Genomic DNA, 20,057 nt, shown 5'->3' on the forward strand with positions numbered 1-20,057 from the left:
GATGGTGGACGTGCGTTGTGCGGGCTCTAGTGGGGGATGCGGGCGGCGGCTGCGGCCACTGTTGTCAAGTCTTTCGGGGGGAAGCCGGCTCGGCTCAGTACTGCTAGGGACTTGTTTGTTGCGAGTGTGCACAGGGCTAGGTCTGCCGCCTCCTGGCTGGTGGCGCCGGCGGTCAGTAACGCCTGTGTGAGCATCGTCCTCAAGGTGTCGATCATGGTGTGGACCAGAGTTTGGGCCTTGGTGTCCAGGGCTGGGAGCTGGGTTGCCGACATGGTGAGCAGGCAGCCGTCGGGGACTGTGGGATCGGCGATGCGGTTCAGGGTCACCTGTAGGTAGGCGGCTATGACTGCGCTCGGGCTTGCGTGGGGGGCGCACAGGGCCTCGCTGTAAAGCGGGTGATAGGTCTGCGCGTACCGCTCGAGGCTTTTCTGGAAGAGGGCGCTCTTGTCGCCGAAGGTGCCGTAGAGGGAGCTTCGATTCAGGCCCGTGCCGTCGGTCAGGCGGTCGACCGAGGCCTCGGAGTAGCCCCAGCGCCAGAAGACGTGCATCGCGCGTCGTAGGGCCTCGTCGACGTCGAACTGTTTGCGGCCTGCCATGGGTTGCAGCTTACGCATCTTGCACCGATCGTTTCAACATGCGTATGGTCAGCGGCATGACATCTTGGATCGATCGTTCCATGACCGGTACGGACTCGGGCACGGCGCGTTTGGGGTCGCTGCGACTGCCTGCCGGGTTCGGCGACGTCTTCAGCAGCCGGCTCGTGGAGGTGGATGGGGTGCGGCTGCACGCGGTCACCGGTGGGGAGGGGCCGCCGCTGCTGTTGGTGGGTGGGTGGCCGCAGACCTGGTATGCGTGGCGGAAGGTCATGCCGGCGCTGGCCCGGCGGCACACGGTGGTCGCCGTTGACTCGCGGGGGGCCGGGCTGTCCGACAAGCCCGAGGACGGGTACGACGCGGGCACGCTGGCCGCGGATCTGGTCGGGCTGATGGCCGCGCTCGGGCACGAGCGGTTCGACGTGGTCGGGCACGACATCGGAATGTGGACGGGGTATGCGATGGCTGCCGATCATCGCGAGCGGGTGGGGCGGCTCGCGGTCGTCGACGCGATCATTCCGGGGCTCACGCCGACGCCGTCGGTCTTCAGTTCGGCCGCGGTCAACCAGCGGTTGTGGCACTTCGGCTTCAACCGGCTCGACGGCCTGAACGAGGAGCTGGTCCGGGGGCGGGAGCGGCTGTTCTTCGGTCATCAGTTCGCCCAGAAGGCTGCCGGGCCGGAGGCGATCCCGGCGTACGCCGTGGACGTCTATGTCGAGGCGATCGTCGCGGACCCGCGTGGGCTGCGGGCCAGCTTCGGGTACTACCGGGCGCTGGACGAGACGATCGCGCAGAACGAGCGGCGGTCGAAGAAGCTGCTGACGCTGCCGGTGCTCGCTGTTGGCGGCGCGCGATACACCGGTGCGCTGGCCGCCGAGACGATGCGGCTCGCGGCCGACGATGTCACCGGGGTGGTCGTCGACGACTGCGGCCATTACGTGGCCGAGGAGCAGCCGGAGCGATTCATCGAGATTCTGGAGGACTTCCTCGGCGGCGGCCGGCGAGAGTGAAATATGCCGCGGTGCCGGCCAAGGCCACCCCGACGGCGCCGAGCGCGATGAATGCTCCGGCCGGAAGTCCGTCGGCCGGGGTGGGTGGTGCGGTGGGCTCTGCGATGGGCGCGCTGGCGACTGGTGCCGGGCGGGACGGGTCGGCCACGGTGAACTCGTACGAGCCTTGGACTGTGTGGCCGTCGGTGGAGACCACTCGGTAGGCGACGGTGTAGTCGCCGTTGGTGGGTGGGGTGCTGAGGCGGATGGTGCCGGTGGGGCCGGACACCTGGGGGGCGGAGGCGGCCAGGCGCTGCCGGGCGGCGTCGCTCAGCACGATCGTGGTGAAGTCGGGGTTGAGTTGTTCGTTGAAGGTCAGGGTGACCTCGGTCGGCGCGGTGGTCAGCGTGGCGTCCCGCGTGGGGGCGGCTGCGACGAGTTGGGCGTGGGCCCACGCGGGGACGCCCGGCAGCAGCACCGCCAGGAAGGCGGCCGCCGCGAGCAGGAAACGGACTGGCCGGCGGTGGCTCATGTCAGGGCCTGCTCGCCGATCCAGCCGTCGGCCGCGCAGCCGGGCGGGACCGCGAAGACCGCCGAGCCGATCGGGGTGATCCACTCGTTGAGTAGGTCCTTGTCGGCCAGGCGCTGCTGGATCGGGACGAACTGGCGGGCGATGTCCTTCTGGTACGCGGCGAAGATGAGGCCGGCGTCGGGGTGGCCGGCCGCATTCGGTACGCCGTCGTAGTTGTACGGACGCCGCAGGAGTTTGAGCGTGGGGTCGGTGACGCGGGCCCGCGTGACGTGGGAGAAGTCCGGCATGGCGGGCAGGCCGGAGGCGTCCAGCTTGGTGAAGTCGGGCTCGTCGTGCTCCAGCGTGCCGCTCAGCGGGGCGCCCGACTCGAGGCGGCGGCCGACCGCGTTCTCCTTGTCGGCCACCGACAGGATGTCCCACTTCTCGATCTCGGCGCGCATCCGGCGCACGACCAGGGTGGTCGAGCCGTCGTCGTTCCACACCGCGGGGTCGATCTCGGCGCCGCGCGGGTTGGCGGTGCCGTCGAGCTGGCCCATGACGTTGCGCTGGGTGTGCTCGGGGGCCTGGACGCCGGGGCTGCGCCGGAAACCCTGCTGCACCCAGCGGATCGCGGCGAACGGGCGGGCGTCCTTGATGAGCATGCGCTGGGTGTGGGCGACGGTCAGCGGGTCGTCGGCGCAGATCTGCAGCAGCAGGTCGCCGCCCGACCAGCGCTGCTCGAGCCGGTCGATGCGGAACTTCGGCAGGTCGGCGACGGGCGGCTGGAGGCCGGCCGCGCGGTAGAGGCCGGGCCCGAAGCCGAACGTGACGGTCAGCCGGGCCGGGAGCGGAGCCAGCGTGGCATCGGTGTCACCCAGGGCGGGCACGCCCTGGGTCAGGCGGGCGGCGTCGTCGGTCAGCAGGCGCATCATCCGGGCCAGGCCGCGCCGGTCGGTGCCGGCGGGCAGGGTGAGGGCGACGAAGGCGGCGTGCGCGGGCGGGTCCTCGGCCACCCCGGCCTGACGGGGCCCGTGGAAGGGGACGATGGCGGTGCCCGTGGTCGATGCGGCCGCCGCTGCCGGTGCCGGGGCTTGTCCGTCGGCCGCGGCGACCAAGCCGGCGCCGGCCGCCGCACCGAGGCCGGCCGCCGCGGCCCCGGTGAGAAGGTGACGACGTGAGGTCACGGAGCGGTGCTTCCCATGGGTGCCATCGAGTGGCCCGGGTCGTAGCTCTCCCCCGCGCCGGCGTACGGCTTGGCGATCGCGGTGAACGGCACGGTGGCGCCGCCGGCCAGCTGAAGCGTGAACGACAGCTCGTCGCCGGGCTCGATGGCCTCGGCCGGCTTCATCAGCATCAGGTGGTCGCCGCCGGGGGTCAGCTCGTGGGTGCCCTGGGACTTGACGACGAAGCCGCCGTCCTTGGGCCGCATGACCATCTTGCCGTCCTTCATGGTCATCTCGTGCAGCTCGAGCGGTGAGGCCGGTGACTCGGCCCCGGTGATGGTGACGTCGGCGCCGGTGTCGTTGACCAGGGTGCCGAACGCGGCGGTCATCTCGCCGGCCGGTCCGGCCTTGACCCACGGGTCCTTGATGGTCAGTGTCGCGGCGACGGCGGTTGCGGAGGGCGCCGGGGCCGGGGTGGCCGCGTCACTGCTGGTGCCGCCACAGCCGGCCAGCCCGAGGGTGGCGACGGCCAGCGCGGTGGCCGCGCGCAAAACGTTGGTTCGCATGCTGCATTGGTCTGCGCGAGGCCACCGATAGTTCCCGCCTCGGCGTGAAATTTCAGGATTCGTCCGCGAGCGGCGCCGCGAGGGCGGAAGACGCAGGCGGCGAGGATGCCCCGGCGTCGCGAGTGGCGGACGAAGGGGCGACGGCATCCTGAGTGCCCGATGGAGAAACGGCGGATCGCGTGGCGGCGGCGTCCTGGGTGGCCGACGGAGCAACGGCCGATCGCGTGGCGGCGGCGTCCTGGGTGGCCGACGGAGCAACGGCCGATCGCGTGGCGGCGGCGTCCTGGGTGGCCGACGGAGCAACGGCGGACGAAGGGGCGGCGACGGTGGTGGTGGTGGTGGCTGAGACGGCGGCGGCGGCCAGGAAGGCGTTGTAGCGGGCCAGGTCGTCCTCTTCGCCGGTGGCTTCGGCTCGGGCGGCGGCCCGGTCCAGGCGGGCCTGCTCGCGCTCGTCGGTGCGGATCCACTGCCGTACGAGAAGGAGCAGGATCGCCGCCGCCGGGAGCTCACCGAAAGCCCACGCCAGCCCGGCCCCGAGATGTTGATCGGCCAGCAGGGAGGAGGCCCACGGCGGGTGCACCGCGGTGTACCAGTCGGCCGCGATGACCGTGGTCGACTGCAGCAGCACGAAGCCGAAGAAGGCGTGCGCCACCATCGCCAGGAAGTGCACGACGACCAGCATGGCCGGAGGAACCCGCCGGCGGCCGGGGTCCACGCCGATCAGGACCCAGAAGAGCAGATAACCGGCCAGCACGAAGTGGGTCAGCATGGCCAGATGCCCGAGGTGGTAGCGCATCAGCGTGCCGAGCAGCCCGCCCAGATAGAGGCCGTAGAGACTCGCCACATAGATGGCCAGCGCCACCAGCGGATGGCTCAGCACGCGCAGCACGCGGCTGTGCAACGCCAGCAGCAGCCACTCGCGGGCGCCACGCACCTGCGGGTCAGCCGGGCGGCGCAGGGTGCGCAGCGCCAGGGTGACCGGCGCGCCCCCGACAAGCAGGATCGGCACCACCATCGAAAGCACCATGTGCTGCACCATGTGGACGCTGAAGAGGACGTACGCATACCGCGCCACGCCCAGGCCGGTGATCGCGCCGAGCAGCAGCAGTCCGCCGACCCACGACACCGTGCGGCTCACCGGCCAGGGGTGGCCCGCGCGGCGCATCCGCCGGACACCGGCCAGATAGGCGAGGATCCCGACGGCCACCACGGTCAGGAAGAACATGTCGGGCAGCGGGTCGCCCAGCATCCGGAGGGCGGTGGGCGGACCCGGCTGGGCGAAACCGAGCAGTTCGACGAGCGGGTCCGGTTCCACCAGCTCCGAGGGGACCGGCGTGGGGCTGCGCGACAAGGCAACCGCCACCCCGACCGCCGCACCGAGCACCACCAGTTCCCCGGCGGCCAGGCGCAGGAAGGCCCACGGTGTGCCGGCCCGGAGCGCGGGCAGGGTCCGGGCGCGGTGCACCGCTCCGATCACCCCGACGGTCAGCAGCGCGAGCACTTTGAGGAGCACCAGGACCCCGTACGCGGATCGCAGGCCCTCGACGGAGCCGAGCCGGACCGCCGCGTTGACCAGGCCGCTGACCGCCGTCGCCACGAAACAGGCCAGGGCGAGCCGGCTGTAGCGGGCCGCGGTGTCGGCGAAGCGGCGATGCCGGCGTACCAGAAGGAGCCCGGCCAGACCGCCCACCCAGAGCGACGCCGCGAGCACGTGCAGGGTCAGGCTGCTGACCGCGACCTGGTGATTGCCGGCGCCCGCCGAGTGCCCGGTGAAGGCCGGGGGCAGCCCGGCGATCAGGGCCAGACCGGCCGTCACCAGGGCCGCCCCGCGGGAGAGCCCGGCCCGCGAGGCGACGGCCACCGCGAGAGCCAGGCCGGCCTGCAGCATCAGCGCCTGCCCCTGCGAGACCGACAGTCCGAAGCTCACCACCGACGCCCGGCTGAGCCGGTCCACCGGGACGCCGAGGATGTCCGACACGGTGAGGACCACCAGCGCCAGCGACGTGATCGTCCACACCAGGGCCAGCCAGGTCGAGCGGCGCAGCAGCACCCAGCCGTGGGCGGCCACGCTGCGGCCGTCACCGGGGAGCAGGAAGGCGGCCGTGGCGGTGAGGCCGGCGGTCAGCACGCCGAGGGTGGTCGCCGCCATCGTGAGCAGCGGCAGCATCCACTCGGTGACCGGTCCGGGCGAGGGGATGCCAGGCAGGACGGTGCCGTCCACCGCCCCGCCGAACAGCAACGCCGCCACCAGGGCCACGACGGCCGCCGCACCGGCCCCCATCGCCACTGCCGGCGATCTTCCAGCAACTCGCACTGATCAACAGTCGCTGCCCGGGCCGCCGAAGTTCCCGGCAATCCGGAAATCGAGAATTGTCGATGAAAATAGGGAAGCTTTGTTTACTGTTTCGCTTTAAGGATCATTTATGAAAGGGCGCGTTACGTTCCTGCGGTCGGTGATCGAACGAGATGAACGAGGTCGTCATGGTGCCAGCCGTGGTTGCGGGACAGCGTCCGCACGAGTCGGGAGCGGTGGACCTGCTCGCCGGGCAGAGGCTGGATTACGTACAGCTCGGGGACGCCCTCGTCCTGGGCTTCTCGGGCGGCAGCCGGGTGGTCATCGAGACCGTCGCCCGCCTGGACTCGCCCGGCGGCCGGGCCGTGGTCGAGCCGGGCGACCGCCCGTCGGACGCCCTGGCGATGCTGCTCGGCGACGTGGTGCGGACGGCTCTGGTGCGCGACGACGGCGAGCTGACGGTGTGCTTCGACGGCGGTGCCGAGCTGGCTGTCGGGCCCGACGCCGACGCCGAGTCGTGGGCCGTCGCGGGGCCGGACGGACGCCTGATCGTGTGCCTGCCCGGTGGCGAGGTGGCGGCCTGGACCGGCCCGCGGGCCCGGGTGGTCATCAGATGAGAACGCGGGCCGGCCCCCCAAGGGCCGGCCCGCGCGATCACAACCGGATCAGACGAGGTCGAAGCGGTCGAGTTCCATGACCTTGGTCCAGGCGGCCACGAAGTCGGCCACGAACTTGTCGCGGGCGTCGTCGCTCGCGTAGACCTCGGTGATGGCCCGCAGCTGCGAGTTCGAGCCGAGGATGAGGTCGGCCACGGTGGCCGTCCACTTCACCTGGTCGGTGGCGAGGTCCCGGATCTCGTACACGTGCTCCTCGTCCTTCGACGCCGCCCACCGGGTGCCCGGCGAGAGCAGGTTGGCGAAGAAGTCGTTGGTGAGCACGCCCGGCTTGTCGGTGAGCACGCCGTGCGCCGAGCCGCCGAAGTTGTTGCCGAGGACCCGCAGACCGCCGAGGAGCACGGTCATCTCGGGGGCGGTCAGGTTGAGCATGTAGGCCCGGTCGACCAGCAGCACCTCGGGCTGGGTCTTCTCGCCCGGCCGCAGGTAGTTGCGGAAGCCGTCGGCCCGCGGCTCGAGGACGCGGAACGACTCGACGTCGGTCTGCTCCTGGGTGGCGTCGGTGCGGCCCGGCCGGAACGGCACGGTCACCTCGACGCCGGCGTCCTTGGCCGCCTTCTCGACCGCGGCCGAGCCGGCCAGCACGATCAGGTCGGCCAGCGAGATCTTGGCCCCACCGGCCGCGTTGAACTCCTGCTGGATGCCCTTGAGCTGGTCGATCACCGGAATGACGGCCTGGTTGACCTCCCAGCTGCGCTGGGGCTCGAGGGCGATGCGGGCGCCGTTGGCGCCACCGCGCTTGTCGGTCGAGCGGAAGCTGGCGGCCGAGGCCCAGGCCGCCTGCACCAGCTGCGCCACGGTGAGGCCGGAGTCGAGCACCTTCGCCTTGAGGGCGGCCACGTCGGCGTCACCCACGAGCTCGTGGTCGACGGCCGGGACCGGGTCCTGCCACAGCTGCGGCTCGGGGACCTCGGGGCCGAGGAAGCGGCTGACCGGGCCCATGTCGCGGTGCAGCAGCTTGTACCAGGCCTTGGCGTAGGCCAGCGCGAACTCGTCCGGGTTCTCCAGGAAGCGGCGCGAGATGACCTCGTACGCCGGGTCGACGCGCAGCGCGAGGTCGGTCGTCAGCATCGTCGGCCGGTGCTTCTTGGCCGGGTCGAACGCGTCCGGGATGATCTCGTCGGTGGTCTTGGCGACGTACTGCTTGGCGCCGGCCGGGCTGGTGGTCAGCTCCCACTCGTAGCCGAACAGGATCTCGAAGAAGCGGTTGCTCCACTGCGTCGGCTTGTCGGTCCAGGTGACCTCGAGGCCGCTGGTGATCGTGTCCTTGCCCTTGCCGCTGCCATGCGTGCTCAGCCAGCCCAGGCCCTGGGCCTCGATCGGCGCACCCTCGGGCTCCGGACCGATGTGGTTGTCGGCCGGGGCCGCACCGTGGGTCTTGCCGAAGGTGTGGCCGCCGGCGATGAGGGCGACGGTCTCCTCGTCGTTCATGGCCATGCGGGCGAAGGTCTCGCGGATGAAGTGCGCCGCGGCGAGCGGGTCGGCACTGCCGCGGGGGCCCTCGGGGTTGACGTAGATGAGGCCCATCTCGGTCGCGCCGACACCCTCGGCCATCGCGTTGTCGGAGACGTAGCGCTCGTCACCGAGCCAGGTGTCCTCGGGACCCCAGAAGATCTCCTCGGGCTCCCAGGTGTCGACCCGGCCGAAGCCGAAGCCGAAGGTCTTGAAGCCCATCGACTCCATGGCCACGTTACCGGCCAGCACGAGCAGGTCGGCCCAGGAGATCTGCTGGCCGTACTTCTGCTTCACCGGCCACAGCAGGCGGCGGGCCTTGTCGAGGTTGGCGTTGTCGGGCCAGCTGTTGAGCGGGGCGAACCGCTGACCGCCGTCGCCGGCGCCACCCCGGCCGTCCTGGATGCGGTAGGTGCCCGCGGCGTGCCAGCTCATCCGGATCATCAGGCCGCCGTAGTGGCCGAAGTCGGCCGGCCACCAGTCCTGCGAGGTGGTGAGCACGTCGACGAGGTCACGCTTGAGCGCCGCGACGTCGAGCTTGGCGAACTCCTTGGCGTACTCGAAGGAGGGGCCGAGCGGGTTGGCCTTGGACGAGTGGGCGTGCAGCACCGACAGGTCGAGCTGGTTGGGCCACCAGTCGCGGTTGCTGTGCGGCCGGCCACCGGTCTTGGGCTTCGGCGAGTCGATCGCCGGGTTCTCACTCTCGCTGCCGTGCGCCGTCACGGAGTCGTGCGCGACCGGACAGCCGCCGGCCGCCTTGTCGTCGACGCCCTGCGCACTGGCGGAGACGTCGTTGTCCTGGGTGTCGCTCATCAGTTTCCTTCCAAACAAGCGGGGCACGTGCCCCAATAGACGACCTCGGCCTCGTCGATCACGAACCCGTGATCGTCGGAGGCGGTGAGACAGGGGGTGTGGCCGGCGGCGCACTCGACATCGGCGATCGTCCCGCACGAGCGGCACACGACGTGGTGATGGTTGTCGGCCACCCGGGACTCGTAGCGGGCGGTCGCGCCGGCGGGCTGGATGCGGCGCACCAGCCCGGCCTCGGTCAACGCTCGCAGAACATCGTAGATCGCCTGGTGGGAGACCTTGGGCTGATCGGCTCGCACGAGCGCGATGACGGTGTCGGTGTCGACGTGCGGGTGGTCGTGCAGGGCGGCCAGCACCGCCAGCCGCGGCCTGGTCACCCGCAACGAGGCCGCCCGGAGCTGCGCCTCGTGGTCCGCCATCACCCGGACGACTCTAGACCCCTAGATTGGAATGAATCAAGTTTAGAGACGGACGAGTTGATCGGGTGCAGAATGCGGTATGACTGATTTCGATCCGAAGGAGCTGCTCGCCGGGAGCCGGCTCGGCGTGCTGGCGACGATCAAGGCGAACGGCCTGCCGCAACTCTCCCCCGTCACCCCGTTCTACGACCGCGAGGCCGGCAAGATCTACGTGTCGGTCACCGACGGCCGGGCCAAGACCGCCAACGTACGCCGCGACCCGCGAGCCGCCCTCGAGGTCACCAGCTCCGACGGCCGCCGGTGGGCCACCGCCGAGGGCGCGGTCGAGCTGATCGGCCCGGGTGACGACCCGGACGGCCCCGAGGTCGACGCGCTGGTCGAGTACTACCGCCGGGCGGCCGGCGAGCACCCCGACTGGACCGAGTACCGCTCGGTGATGGTCGCCGACCGCCGCGTGCTGCTGGTCCTCGACGTCGGGCACGTCTACGGCCAGAGCATCGGCTGAGGGGCGCCTTTTCCGCGGTTTCCGGTCCCCGGCAACCGTGATCACCGAAGCTGGGGTGGATGTTGCTTGTCCACCGCGCCGAGCGGACCGACCGGCTGGCCGAGGGTCTCGCCGCCGTACTGCGGGAGCCGCCGGACGACCCCTTCGCGGCCGAGATCGTCAGCGTCCCGTCGAAAGGTGTCGAACGGTGGCTGGCGCAACGGCTCTCGCACCGGCTCGGGGTGGGCCGGGGTGAGGACGGGGTCTGCGCCAACGTGCTGTTCCCGTCGGTGACCGATCTGCTCGAGCTCATCGGCCTGCCCGGGCGGGGCGACGACCCCTGGCGGCCCGACCGGCTGGTCTGGCCGCTGCTCGAGGTCATCGACGAGTGCACGCCACAGCCGTGGTGCCAGGCCCTGGCGGCCTACCTGGGCACGGTCGACGGCGATGCCGTGCGCCGGGGGCGGCGATACGCGACGGCGCGGCACCTGGCCGAGCTGTTCGACTCCTACGGCCGGCATCGGCCGGACATGCTGCGGACCTGGTCGGCCGGTGCCGACACGGACGGCCTGGGTGGCCGGTTGCCGGACGACCTGGGCTGGCAGGCCGAGCTGTGGCGGTGGCTGGTCAAGCGGATGGCGGTGCCCAGCCCGGCCGAGCGGCTGGCCGAGGCCTGCGAGGCCGTGCGACAGGATCCGGGCCGGTCGCCGCTGCCGGGGCGGCTCTCCGTCTTCGGCCTGACCCGGCTGCCCGCGGCGCACTCGGCGCTGCTGGACGCGGTGGCGGTGGGCCGGGACGTGCATCTGTGGCTGCCGCACCCGTCGCCGGCTCTGTGGGAGCGGCTCATCCCGTACGGCAACGAGCGCACGGCCCGGCCCCGGGCCGAGGATCCGACCCGGCAGGTGCCCCGGCATCCGCTGCTGGCGTCGCTGGGCCGCGACGCGCGCGAACTGCAACTCACCCTCCCGGCGGCGGCGTCGGCCCATCATCCGGGTCCGGCCTTTCCTCCTACGGTGCTCGGGCATCTGCAACGGGCGATCGCGGCCGACCTCGACCTCGAACCGCCGTCGCCGGCTCCCGGTGACCGCAGCGTGCAGGTGCACGCGTGTCATGGCGCCGACCGGCAGGTCGAGGTGCTCCGCGAGACGATCCTGGCTCTGCTGCAGGCCGATCCGACGCTGGAGCCGCGCGACATCCTGGTGATGTGCCCGGACATCGAGTCGTTCGCGCCGCTGATCTCGGCCTCGTTCGGGCTGGGCGCGGACGCCGCCCATCCCGCGCACCGGCTGCGGGTCCGGCTGGCCGACCGGGCCCTGCGCCGGCTCAACCCGCTCCTCGGCTTCGTCGCCGACCTGCTCGACCTGGCCGGCGCCCGGGTGACCGCGGCGCAGGTGCTCGATCTCGCCGCGACGCCGCCGGTGCGCCGCCGGTTCCGGTTCGACGACGACGATCTGGACCGGCTGCGCGAACTCGTCGTCGAGGCCGGTGTCCGGTGGGGCTTCGATCCCGGGCACCGGTCGCGGTTCCTGGTGACCGCGCGGTCGAACACCTGGGTGGCCGGGCTCGACCGGATCCTGCTCGGCGCGGCCATGTCCGAGGAGGAGCCGTGCTGGCTGGGCACGGCGCTGCCACTGGACGATGTGGACTCCAGTGACGTGGACCTGGCCGGCCGGCTGGCCGAGCTCATCGACCGGCTGGGCGCGGCCCTCGGCCGCCTCACCGGTGAGCAGAGCCTGAGGGCGTGGCTCGACGCGATCGGCCGGGCGGTCGACGGGCTGACCGCGGTGACCGAGGCGGATGCCTGGCAGCGCACCCAACTGGACAGCATCCTGGCCGAGCTCACCGCGCCGGCCGAGCTCACCCTGGCCGACGTCCGGTCCTTGCTGGGCGGGCACCTGCGCGGCAGTCCGACCCGGGCCAGCTTCCGCACCGGCGACCTGACCATGTGCACCCTGGTGCCGATGCGGTCGGTGCCGCACCGGGTGATCTGCGTCCTCGGGCTGGACGACGGCGTGTTCCCGCGCGGTGCCGGGCTGGACGGCGACGACGTGCTGGGCCGGGTGCCGTGCGTCGGCGAGCGGGATCCGCGCGGCGAGGACCGGCAGCTCCTGCTGGACGCGGTGATGTCGGCGACCGACACCCTCGTGCTGCTGTATTCGGGCGCGGACGAGCGGACCAACGCGCCGCGGCCGCCCTCCGTGCCGCTGGACGAACTGCTGGACGCGCTCGGCCCGGCGCGCGATCAGGTCCTCACCCGGCACCCGTTGCAACCGTTCGACGCGCGCAACTTCACGGCCGGCGACCCGTTCAGCTTCGACCGGATCGCTCTGGCCGGGGCTCAGGCGGCCACCCGCGACCGGGCCGCCGAACCGCCCTTCCTGGCGGCGCCGCTCGCGCCGGACGGCGGCGACACCGTCGAGCTGGATGACCTGCAGTCCTTCTTCGGCCATCCGGTGCGCGCGTTCCTGCGCCGCCGGCTCGGGGTCGGCCTGTTCGCCGGTGACGACGAGCCGGCCGACGGGCTGCCGATCGAGCTCGACCATCTGGCGAAGTGGTCGGTCGGCGACCGGTTGCTCCGGTCGCTGCTGGGCGGGGCCGATCTGGCCCGGTGCGTGCAGGCGGAGTGGCGGCGGGGCACAGTGCCGCCCGGACCGCTGGGCACCCGGCTCCTCGAATCCATCGCGGCCGAGGCCCAGCCGCTCGCCGCCGCGGCCCAGCCCTGGGTGCGGGGAACGCCCGAGGCCGTCGACATCGTCGTCGAGCTGTCCGGCGGACGGGCGCTGACCGGCACGATCAGCGACGTGTACGACGACACCGTCGTCGCGGTCACCTACTCCAAAGTCGCGCCCAAGCAACGCTTGCGGGCGTGGCTGAACCTGCTCGCGCTGACCGCCGGCCGGCCCGGCGTGCCCTGGCGGTCGGTCGTGATCGGCCGGGGCCCGCGCGGCCGGGTGGCCCGTTCCACGTTCGGGCCGATCGACGGCGCCGCGGCCGGGACGCTGCTGGCCGATCTGGTCGCGCTGGCCGACGAGGGGCTGTGCGAGCCGCTGCCGCTGGCGCCCAGGACGTCGTATGCCTATGCCCGGTGCCGGATGGCCGGCGGTGACCGTGAGGCCGCGTACGGGAAGGCCCGCGGTGAGTGGAGCCGCTTCGAGAGCGGCGGGGACGCCGACGACGCCGAGCACCGCCTGGTGTGGGGGCCGGATCCGGTGCTGGAGAAGCTGATGGACGATCCGAGCCGGTTCGACGCGCTCGCCCTGCGGCTCTGGGAGCCGCTGTGCCAGGCCGAGACCTCGGAGCAGCTCTGATGCCGGTCGCCGCCTTCGACGTCCTCGGGCCACTGCCCGAGGGCACGACCGTGCTCGAAGCGAGCGCCGGAACGGGCAAGACGTTCACGATCGCCGCGCTGGCCGCCCGCTACGTGGCCGAGGGCCGGGCCGAGCTGCACGAGCTGCTGCTGGTGACCTTCGGCCGGGCCGCCACCGCTGAGCTGCGGCAGCGGGTGCGCGAACGGCTGGTCAGCGCGGAGCGCGGCCTGGCCGACCCGGACCGTGCCCGCACGTCGGGCGACCTGGTGCTGGCGCTGCTGGCCGACGCGCCGCCGGACGAGGTGGCGCGGCGCCGGCGCCGGTTGGCCACCGCCGTCGCCGACTTCGACGCGGCGACCATCGCCACCACCCACCAGTTCTGCCACCAGGTGCTGGCCGGGCTGGGCATCGCCGCCGACGCCGACCCGGAGGCGGTGTTCGTCGACGACCTGGAGGACCTGATCACCGAGGTGGTCGACGACCTCTACGTCCGCAAGTACGCCGCCGCGGGCGCGCCCGTCCCGCACTTCACCCACGCGGTGGCGCTCGACATCGCCCGGCAGGCGGTCAACGACGGCCAGGCCCGGCTGGAGCCGGCCGGTAGTGCGCCGGACGACGTGGCCGGCGTGCGGTTCCGCTTCGCCTCGGCGGCTCGGGACGAAGTGCGACGGCGTAAGCGGGAGCGCGGGCTCTACTGCTTCGACGACATGCTCACCGGGCTCCAGGCCGCGCTGACCGATCCGGTACGCGGTCCGGCCGCCCGCCGCCGGCTGCGTGAGCGCTACGCCGTGGTCCTGGTCGACGAGTTCCAGGACACCGACCCGGTGCAGTGGACCATCGTGCGGACGGCGTTCCACGGCCACACCACGCTGGTCCTGATCGGCGACCCGAAACAGGCCATCTACGCCTTCCGCGGCGCCGACGTGGTGAGCTACCTGTCCGCGTCCGGCGACGCCCCGGCCCACGCGACGCTGGCCACCAACTGGCGCAGCGACCGCGGGGTTCTCGCTGCCTTCGAGACGGTGTTCGGCCGGGCCGCGCTGGGCGACAACCGCATCACCGTACGGCCGGTGGGTGCGGCCCACACCGGTGCGCGGCTGTCCGGGCCGCCGTTCCGCCTGCGGGTGCTGGGCCGCACCGGTTTCGCGCTCAACAAGTTCGGGCTGGTCTCGGCGCCCGACGCCCGTACCGCCGTCACCGCCGACCTGGCCGGTCAGATCACCACCCTGCTCGCCGGCGGCGCCGTGGTGCCCGGGGACATCGCGGTCCTGGTCCGCACCCACCGGCAGGGTGCCCAGGTGCAGCAGGCGCTGTCCGCCCTCGGCGTGCCCGCGGTGCTGGCCGGCACGACCAGCGTCTTCGGCACGGCCGCCGCCCGCGACTGGCTGGCGCTGCTGGAGGGCCTGGAACAGCCGCACCGGACCACCCGGGTGGCCGGCGCCGCGCTGACCGGCATCGTCGGCTGGCCGGCCGAGCGCCTGGCCGCCGCCACCGAGACCGAGCTCGACGAGCTCAGCACGACCCTGCGGCACTGGGCCCGGCTGGTCGCCACGCGCGGGGTCGCGGCCCTGCTCGAAGCCGTCACCGCGACCGGGATGCCGGCCCGCCTGCTGGCCCGGCGCAACGGCGAGCGCCACCTGACCGACCTGCGGCACGTGGGGATGGCGCTGCACGCCGCCGCCGTCGAGGGCTCCCTCGGGCTCACCTCGGTCACCGAGTGGCTGCGCCGCCGCATCGACGACGCCCCGCACGACGTGAGCCTGGAACGCAGCCGGCGCCTCGAATCCGACGCCGACGCGGTGCAGATCGTCACCGTCCACAGCAGCAAGGGACTCGAATACCCGGTGGTCTTCCTGCCGTTCGGGTGGGACCGTTTCGTCGGCCGGCCGGATCTGTTGCAGCTGCACGACGACGCCGGCGTGCGGGTGCTGGACGTCGGCGGGCCGACCGGTCCGGGCTTCGCCGAGGCGAGCCGCCGGCACAACACCGAACAGGACGGCGAGGATCTGCGGCTGATGTACGTGGCCCTGACCCGCGCGGCCTGCCAGGTGATCGCGTGGTGGGCGCCGACGGCCAACACGCGATCGTCGGCACTGCACCGTTTCCTCTTCGGCCGCCCGGGTGAGGGCGAGAGCCCCGAGCACGAGTACGACGTACCGGACGACGCCGCCGCGCTCGATCGGCTCCGCCGGCTGGCTTCGGAGCATCTCTCGGTGGAGCCGGTCACAGCCGGACCGCAGCCTTCCTATGCGGCCGCGCAACCGCACCGGCCGGCGCTCGCCGCGGCCCGCTTCACCCGTCCCCTCGACCTGGGCTGGCGGCGCACCTCGTATTCCCGGCTCACCGCCGACCGGCACGACGAGCCGGGGGTCTCCAGCGAGACCGGCACCGAAAGCGACGAGCCGGCCGGCGCGGGCGACCAGCCCGGCGGCGCGGGCGACCAGCCGGGCGGCGCGGGCGTGCCGTCACCGATGGCCGGCCTGCCGGCCGGGGCCGCGTTCGGGACGCTGGTGCACACGGTGCTCGAGGGAAGCGACTTCACCGAGGCCGGCCTCGAAGCCCGGGCCCGGGAGCTGCACGCCCCGCCCGGCCTGGTGCCCGCGTTGATGCCCGCGCTGCGCACGCCGCTCGGGCCGGTGGCCGACCACCGGCCGCTGGCCGCCTTCGGACCGGCCGACCGGCTGGACGAGCTGGAGTTCGAGCTGCCGCTGCACGGCGGCGACCGACCCGGCGAAGGCGACGCCCACCGGCTGTCGGCGGTCGGCGACTGCCTGGCCCGGCACCTCGGCCCCGGTGATCCGCTCGCCCGCTACGCCGACGAGCTGCGGTCACCGTCATTGGGCGTACAGCCGTTGCGGGGTTATCTCACCGGCAGCATCGACGCGGTGCTGCGACTGCCCGGGCCGCGTTACGTGGTCGTCGACTACAAGACGAACTGGCTCGGGTCGCCGGACCGCCCGCTGACCTCGGACGACTACCGGCCCGAGGCCCTGACCCGGGCGATGATCGCCGCGCACTATCCGCTCCAGGCCCTGCTCTACGCGACGGCACTGCACCGCTACCTGCGCTGGCGCCAGCCCGGCTATCGGCCCGGGCAGCACCTGGGCGGCGTGCTCTATCTCTTCCTGCGCGGCATGACCGGGATCCCGGCCGCCGGCGTCTTCAGCTGGCAACCGCCGCCCGCGCTCATCGAGGACCTCTCCGACCTGCTCGACGGGGTGCGACCGTGACCGCTCAGGCCGAACGCGCCCTGCACGCCACCGGCATCCTGGCCGACTTCAACGAGGCCGGGGTGCTCACGCTGGCCGACGTCCACGTCGCCCGGCGGGTGGCCCTGCTCGGCGGCGAGCCGGACGAGACGGTCCAGCTGGCGATCGCCCTGACCGTGCGGGCTCTGCGGCTGGGCTCGGTCTGCGTGGAGCTGCGCTCGGCCCGCCACACGACCACGGCCGAGGAGGACGTCGACCTGAGCACGCTTCCGTGGCCCGACGCCGAAGCTTGGCCGGCCGCTTGTGCGCGGAGCCCGGTGGTGGCCGCGGCGGGCGAGACCGGACGCCCGCTGCGGCTGGTGCGCGGCCTGCTGTATCTCGACCGGTACTGGCGCGAGGAGGAACTCGTCCGCCGGCAGTTGCGGAACCGGGCGGCCGGGCCGCCGCCGGCGGTGGACCTCGAGCAGCTGCGGACCGATCTGGGGCGGCTCTTCGAGGCGGGCGGTGAGAAGCAACGGCTGGCCGCCGCGGTGGCCGCGCTGCGGCGGGTCTCCGTGCTGGCCGGCGGCCCCGGCACCGGAAAGACCACGACCATCGCCCGGCTGCTGGCCGTGCTGTGCGCGCAGCCCGGCGGCCCGCCGCGGATCGCGCTGGCCGCGCCCACCGGGAAGGCGGCCGCCCGGCTGGAGGAGGCGGTCCGCCAGTCGGGTGTGCCCCTGCCCGACCTGCGCGCGTCGACGCTGCACCGCCTGCTCGGCCGGCGCCCGGGCTCCCGGACCCGCTTCAAGCACCATCGCGCCCACCGCCTGCCGTTCGACGTGGTGGTGGTCGACGAGACGTCCATGGTGTCGCTGACCCTGATGGCCCGGCTGATCGAGGCCGTCCGGCCCGACGCCCGCCTGGTCCTGGTCGGCGATCCCGACCAGCTCGCCTCGGTCGAGGCCGGTGCGGTCCTGGGCGACATCGTCGCCGCCGGCGGCTCCCTGTCACCGCCGTTGCAGGCCGCGCTGAGCGCGGTCGGTGAGACGACTCCCGTGGTCAACGGCGTGGTCACGCTGGACCGGGTCTGGCGCTTCGGCGGCGACATCGCCCGGCTGGCCACGGCGGTCCGGGCCGGCGACGACGACGCCGTGGTGGCGCTGCTGCGCTCCGGAGGCCGGGAGCTGGAGTTCGTCGAGACCGGCTCCTTCGCCGGGCTGCGTCGCGAAGTGGCCGCCACGATGGGCCGGGTGACCGAGGCGGCCGCCCGGGGCGACGCGGCCGAGGCCCTGCGGGCGCTGGAGGCCCACCGCCTGCTCTGTGCCCACCGCCGGGGCCCGCACGGCGTCACCCGCTGGACGGCCGAGGTCGAGTCCTGGCTTCCCACCGACCGCCCCACCGACCTGGCTCCCGGCCGCCCCCTGCTGATCACCGCCAACGACTACGACGCCGGCCTCCACAACGGTGACTCCGGCGTCGTCATCCAGACCGCCGACGGCTTACGGGCCGCCTTCGCCCGGGGTGGCGACACCGTGCTGATCCCCCCGTCCCGGCTGTCCGAGGCCCAGCCCCTGTACGCGATGACGGTCCACCGCAGCCAGGGCAGCCAGTTCGACCGCGTCTCGCTGGTGCTGCCGCCGGCCACCTCGCCGCTGCTGACCCGCGAGCTCTTCTACACCGCGGTGACGCGAGCCAAGGAGGGCCTGCGCATCCTGGGCACCGAGGAGGCCGTCCGAGCGGCCGTCACCCGCCCGATCGCCCGGGCCAGCGGCCTGCGCGACACCCTCGGCACACCCTGAGGGCGTTCTACCCGCCCTCGCGCAGGGAGTGGATCATGCTCTGCAGGATCCGGAACGCGCCGTCCTGGTCGGGCCCGGTCAGGCCGGACAGCATGCGGACCTCGACCGACCGGACCGCCACGGTGGCCTTCTCGAGGCTGCGCCGGCCGCGAGGCGTGAGCCGGGTGGGCAGCACCTTCCCGACCGGCGCCGCCGCCGGCCGGGTCACGTAGCCGTCCCGTTCCAGGGCCTGCAGCAGCACGTTCATCGACTGCCGGGTCACGAACGCGCCCCGGGCCAGCTCGGAGTTCGACAGGCCGGGTCGTTGAGCCAGCAGCTCGAGGCAGGAGTAGTGCGTCACCGTCATCCCGAGCGGCCGCAGCACCTCCTCCATCGCCACGCGGAGGGCGCTCGACGCCTCCTTCAGCAGATAGCCCAGTGACGTCTTCAGGTCGACTCCGTCTTGACTCATGTCAGTATTCTGACATAGCCTGGCCGATGTCAGAAAACTGACACGACAGTCAGGAGTGCGACCATGCCCGCCACCGGACCCGACTTCATCTCGCTGCAAGCGCGCGACCTCGGCGCCTCGCAGGCGTTCTACGAGCGGTATCTCGGTCTCGTCCGCTCACCCGGCGGCCCGCCGCACGCCGTCGTCTTCGAGACGAAGCCGATCGCGTTCGCCCTGCGCGACATCGTGCCCGGCACGGACCTGGACTCGGTGGCCCAGCCCGGCATCGGTGCCGCGATCTGGCTCCACGCCACCGATGTCCAGGCCATCCACGACGCCCTGGCCGCCGACGGGCAGACCATCGTCTCGGCTCCGATCGACGGGCCGTTCGGGCGCACGTTCACCTTCGCCGACCCCGACGGCTACCGGATCACGCTCCACGACCGCGGCTGACCTGATCCGGGCAGGCCCGCCGGCCGGGCTCACCGCCCGACGGCGAGCCCGGCCGGCGTACGGAAGGTCAGTTCTTGATCCACTCCAGGATGTCGGCGTCGAGCCGCTCCTGGTAATCGCCCTGGATGCCATGCGGCGCACCCTCGTAGATCTTGAGCGTGCCGTCCTTGACGAGCTTGATGGACTTGAGGGCGGCGTCCTTGATGGGGACGATCTGGTCGTCGTCGCCCTGGCAGAGCAGGACCGGGACGTTCAGGGCCTTGAGGTCCTCGGAGAAATCGGTTTCCGAGAACGCCTTCACGCAGTCATAGGCGGCGGCCAGGTTGACCATCATGCCCTGACGCCAGAAATCGTCCTTGTTCCCCTGCGAGACGGCGCGGCCGTGATTGGCACCGTAGAAGCTTTCCGACAGGTCCTTCCAGAATTGCGAGTTGTCCTTGAGGACACTCTCGCGAATGCCGTCGAAGACCTCGATCGGCGTACCGTCCGGGTTGGACTCCGAGCGCACCATGATGGGCGGCACGGCGCCGGCCGTGACGACCTTGGCCACCCGGCCCTGCACCTGGCCGTACTGCGCGGCGTAGCGGACGACCTCACCGCCGCCGGTCGAGTGCCCGACCAGGATGATGTCGCGCAGGTCGAGCGCCTCCACCACGGCGTTCAGATCCCGGCAGTAGGTGTCCATGTCGTTGCCGGAATACGTCTTCTCCGAGCGGCCGTGACCCCGGCGGTCGTGCGCGATGGCCCGGTAACCGGCGTCGGCGAACTTCTTCAGCTCGACCTGCCACGCGTCGGAGCTGAGCGGCCAGCCGTGGCTGAACACCACCGGCTGCCCCGCACCCTGCTCGGTGTAGTAGATCTCGATTCCGTCGGGGGTGGTGACGAATGGCATCGCTTTCTTCTTTCGCTCGACAGCGAACTTCGG

16 protein-coding genes are annotated in these 20,057 nt (G+C 72.4%); 7 read left to right on the forward strand and 9 right to left on the reverse strand.

Going from position 1 to position 20,057, the window contains the following annotated elements; all coding sequences use genetic code 11:
• Positions 1–26 precede the first annotated feature (26 nt).
• Entirely contained in the window at positions 27–596 is a 570-nt protein-coding gene (locus NAG42_RS16695) for a TetR/AcrR family transcriptional regulator (RefSeq protein ID WP_250031207.1), read from the reverse strand.
• Between the two features lie 56 nt (positions 597–652).
• Here NAG42_RS16695 and NAG42_RS16700 point away from each other — a divergent pair, with 56 nt between their 5' ends.
• Positions 653–1,603, forward strand: a complete 951-nt coding sequence (locus NAG42_RS16700) for an alpha/beta fold hydrolase (RefSeq protein ID WP_250031208.1) — start codon at positions 653–655, stop codon at positions 1,601–1,603.
• Here the strand turns inward: NAG42_RS16700 and NAG42_RS16705 are convergent.
• From NAG42_RS16705 to NAG42_RS16720, 4 genes are read right to left on the reverse strand one after another with little or no spacing between them, the layout of a single operon-like run.
• On the reverse strand, positions 1,557–2,114 hold the full coding sequence (locus NAG42_RS16705; protein ID WP_250031209.1) for a copper resistance CopC family protein: 558 nt from the start codon (positions 2,112–2,114) through the stop codon (positions 1,557–1,559). The two genes, NAG42_RS16700 and NAG42_RS16705, sit on opposite strands and share 47 nt — an antisense overlap.
• Positions 2,111–3,277 (reverse strand): Dyp-type peroxidase, encoded by a 1,167-nt coding sequence (locus NAG42_RS16710; RefSeq protein WP_250031210.1) that lies wholly within the window; start codon positions 3,275–3,277, stop codon positions 2,111–2,113. The genes NAG42_RS16705 and NAG42_RS16710 overlap by 4 nt, the downstream gene beginning before the upstream one ends.
• On the reverse strand, positions 3,274–3,822 hold the full coding sequence (locus tag NAG42_RS16715; protein ID WP_250031211.1) for a copper chaperone PCu(A)C: 549 nt from the start codon (positions 3,820–3,822) through the stop codon (positions 3,274–3,276). The genes NAG42_RS16710 and NAG42_RS16715 overlap by 4 nt, the downstream gene beginning before the upstream one ends.
• Positions 3,823–3,874: 52 nt before the next feature.
• Positions 3,875–6,103: a bifunctional copper resistance protein CopD/cytochrome c oxidase assembly protein gene (locus NAG42_RS16720; RefSeq protein WP_250031451.1), complete on the reverse strand. Its 2,229-nt coding sequence runs from the start codon at positions 6,101–6,103 to the stop codon at positions 3,875–3,877.
• A 212-nt stretch (positions 6,104–6,315) separates the two neighbouring features.
• Here NAG42_RS16720 and NAG42_RS16725 point away from each other — a divergent pair, with 212 nt between their 5' ends.
• A complete protein-coding gene (locus NAG42_RS16725) occupies positions 6,316–6,732 on the forward strand; it encodes a DUF6188 family protein (RefSeq protein ID WP_250031212.1) in 417 nt (138 codons plus the stop codon).
• A 48-nt stretch (positions 6,733–6,780) separates the two neighbouring features.
• Here the strand turns inward: NAG42_RS16725 and katG are convergent, their stop codons facing one another.
• Both katG and NAG42_RS16735 read right to left on the reverse strand, forming a co-directional pair.
• Entirely contained in the window at positions 6,781–9,054 is a 2,274-nt protein-coding gene (katG, locus tag NAG42_RS16730) for a catalase/peroxidase HPI (protein WP_250031213.1), read from the reverse strand.
• Positions 9,054–9,470 (reverse strand): Fur family transcriptional regulator, encoded by a 417-nt coding sequence (locus tag NAG42_RS16735; RefSeq protein ID WP_250031452.1) that lies wholly within the window; start codon positions 9,468–9,470, stop codon positions 9,054–9,056. The genes katG and NAG42_RS16735 overlap by 1 nt, the downstream gene beginning before the upstream one ends.
• A 79-nt stretch (positions 9,471–9,549) precedes the next feature.
• Here NAG42_RS16735 and NAG42_RS16740 point away from each other — a divergent pair, with 79 nt between their 5' ends.
• From NAG42_RS16740 to recD, 4 genes are read left to right on the forward strand one after another with little or no spacing between them, the layout of a single operon-like run.
• Positions 9,550–9,975, forward strand: a complete 426-nt coding sequence (locus NAG42_RS16740; RefSeq protein WP_250031214.1) for a PPOX class F420-dependent oxidoreductase — start codon at positions 9,550–9,552, stop codon at positions 9,973–9,975.
• A 59-nt stretch (positions 9,976–10,034) separates the two neighbouring features.
• Positions 10,035–13,262: an exodeoxyribonuclease V subunit gamma gene (recC, locus tag NAG42_RS16745; RefSeq protein ID WP_250031215.1), complete on the forward strand. Its 3,228-nt coding sequence runs from the start codon at positions 10,035–10,037 to the stop codon at positions 13,260–13,262.
• Complete coding sequence (locus NAG42_RS16750) at positions 13,262–16,492, forward strand: UvrD-helicase domain-containing protein (RefSeq protein ID WP_250031216.1); 3,231 nt, start codon at positions 13,262–13,264, stop codon at positions 16,490–16,492. Before recC ends, NAG42_RS16750 begins: the two co-directional genes overlap by 1 nt.
• Positions 16,489–18,249 (forward strand): exodeoxyribonuclease V subunit alpha, encoded by a 1,761-nt coding sequence (gene recD / locus NAG42_RS16755; protein WP_250031217.1) that lies wholly within the window; start codon positions 16,489–16,491, stop codon positions 18,247–18,249. Before NAG42_RS16750 ends, recD begins: the two co-directional genes overlap by 4 nt.
• 7 nt (positions 18,250–18,256) lie before the next feature.
• Here recD and NAG42_RS16760 read toward each other — a convergent pair whose 3' ends face one another.
• A complete protein-coding gene (locus NAG42_RS16760) occupies positions 18,257–18,700 on the reverse strand; it encodes a MarR family winged helix-turn-helix transcriptional regulator (RefSeq protein WP_250031218.1) in 444 nt (147 codons plus the stop codon).
• 63 nt (positions 18,701–18,763) lie between these two features.
• Between NAG42_RS16760 and NAG42_RS16765 the strand changes: the two genes are divergently transcribed.
• A complete protein-coding gene (locus NAG42_RS16765) occupies positions 18,764–19,132 on the forward strand; it encodes a VOC family protein (protein WP_250031219.1) in 369 nt (122 codons plus the stop codon).
• A gap of 67 nt (positions 19,133–19,199) precedes the next feature.
• Here NAG42_RS16765 and NAG42_RS16770 read toward each other — a convergent pair whose 3' ends face one another.
• Positions 19,200–20,024, reverse strand: coding sequence for an alpha/beta fold hydrolase (locus NAG42_RS16770; protein WP_250031220.1), 825 nt, complete (start codon positions 20,022–20,024; stop codon positions 19,200–19,202).
• Positions 20,025–20,057: the final 33 nt, after the last annotated feature.

It is taken from the genome of Paractinoplanes maris, assembly GCF_023544465.1.
Lineage (GTDB): Bacteria > Actinomycetota > Actinomycetes > Mycobacteriales > Micromonosporaceae > Actinoplanes > Actinoplanes maris.

What these genes read in the sequence shown, in the direction of transcription:
- NAG42_RS16695 (WP_250031207.1), bottom strand. Translation starts at nt 596, where the DNA reads ATGGCAGGCCGCAAACAGTTCGACGTCGACGAGGCCCTACGACGCGCG.
- NAG42_RS16700 (WP_250031208.1), top strand. Translation starts at nt 653, where the DNA reads ATGACATCTTGGATCGATCGTTCCATGACCGGTACGGACTCGGGCACG.
- NAG42_RS16705 (WP_250031209.1), bottom strand. Translation starts at nt 2,114, where the DNA reads ATGAGCCACCGCCGGCCAGTCCGTTTCCTGCTCGCGGCGGCCGCCTTC.
- NAG42_RS16715 (WP_250031211.1), bottom strand. Translation starts at nt 3,822, where the DNA reads ATGCGAACCAACGTTTTGCGCGCGGCCACCGCGCTGGCCGTCGCCACC.
- NAG42_RS16720 (WP_250031451.1), bottom strand. Translation starts at nt 6,103, where the DNA reads ATGGGGGCCGGTGCGGCGGCCGTCGTGGCCCTGGTGGCGGCGTTGCTG.
- katG (WP_250031213.1), bottom strand. Translation starts at nt 9,054, where the DNA reads ATGAGCGACACCCAGGACAACGACGTCTCCGCCAGTGCGCAGGGCGTC.
- NAG42_RS16735 (WP_250031452.1), bottom strand. Translation starts at nt 9,470, where the DNA reads ATGGCGGACCACGAGGCGCAGCTCCGGGCGGCCTCGTTGCGGGTGACC.
- NAG42_RS16740 (WP_250031214.1), top strand. Translation starts at nt 9,550, where the DNA reads ATGACTGATTTCGATCCGAAGGAGCTGCTCGCCGGGAGCCGGCTCGGC.
- recC (WP_250031215.1), top strand. Translation starts at nt 10,035, where the DNA reads ATGTTGCTTGTCCACCGCGCCGAGCGGACCGACCGGCTGGCCGAGGGT.
- NAG42_RS16750 (WP_250031216.1), top strand. Translation starts at nt 13,262, where the DNA reads ATGCCGGTCGCCGCCTTCGACGTCCTCGGGCCACTGCCCGAGGGCACG.
- NAG42_RS16760 (WP_250031218.1), bottom strand. Translation starts at nt 18,700, where the DNA reads ATGAGTCAAGACGGAGTCGACCTGAAGACGTCACTGGGCTATCTGCTG.
- NAG42_RS16765 (WP_250031219.1), top strand. Translation starts at nt 18,764, where the DNA reads ATGCCCGCCACCGGACCCGACTTCATCTCGCTGCAAGCGCGCGACCTC.
- NAG42_RS16770 (WP_250031220.1), bottom strand. Translation starts at nt 20,024, where the DNA reads ATGCCATTCGTCACCACCCCCGACGGAATCGAGATCTACTACACCGAG.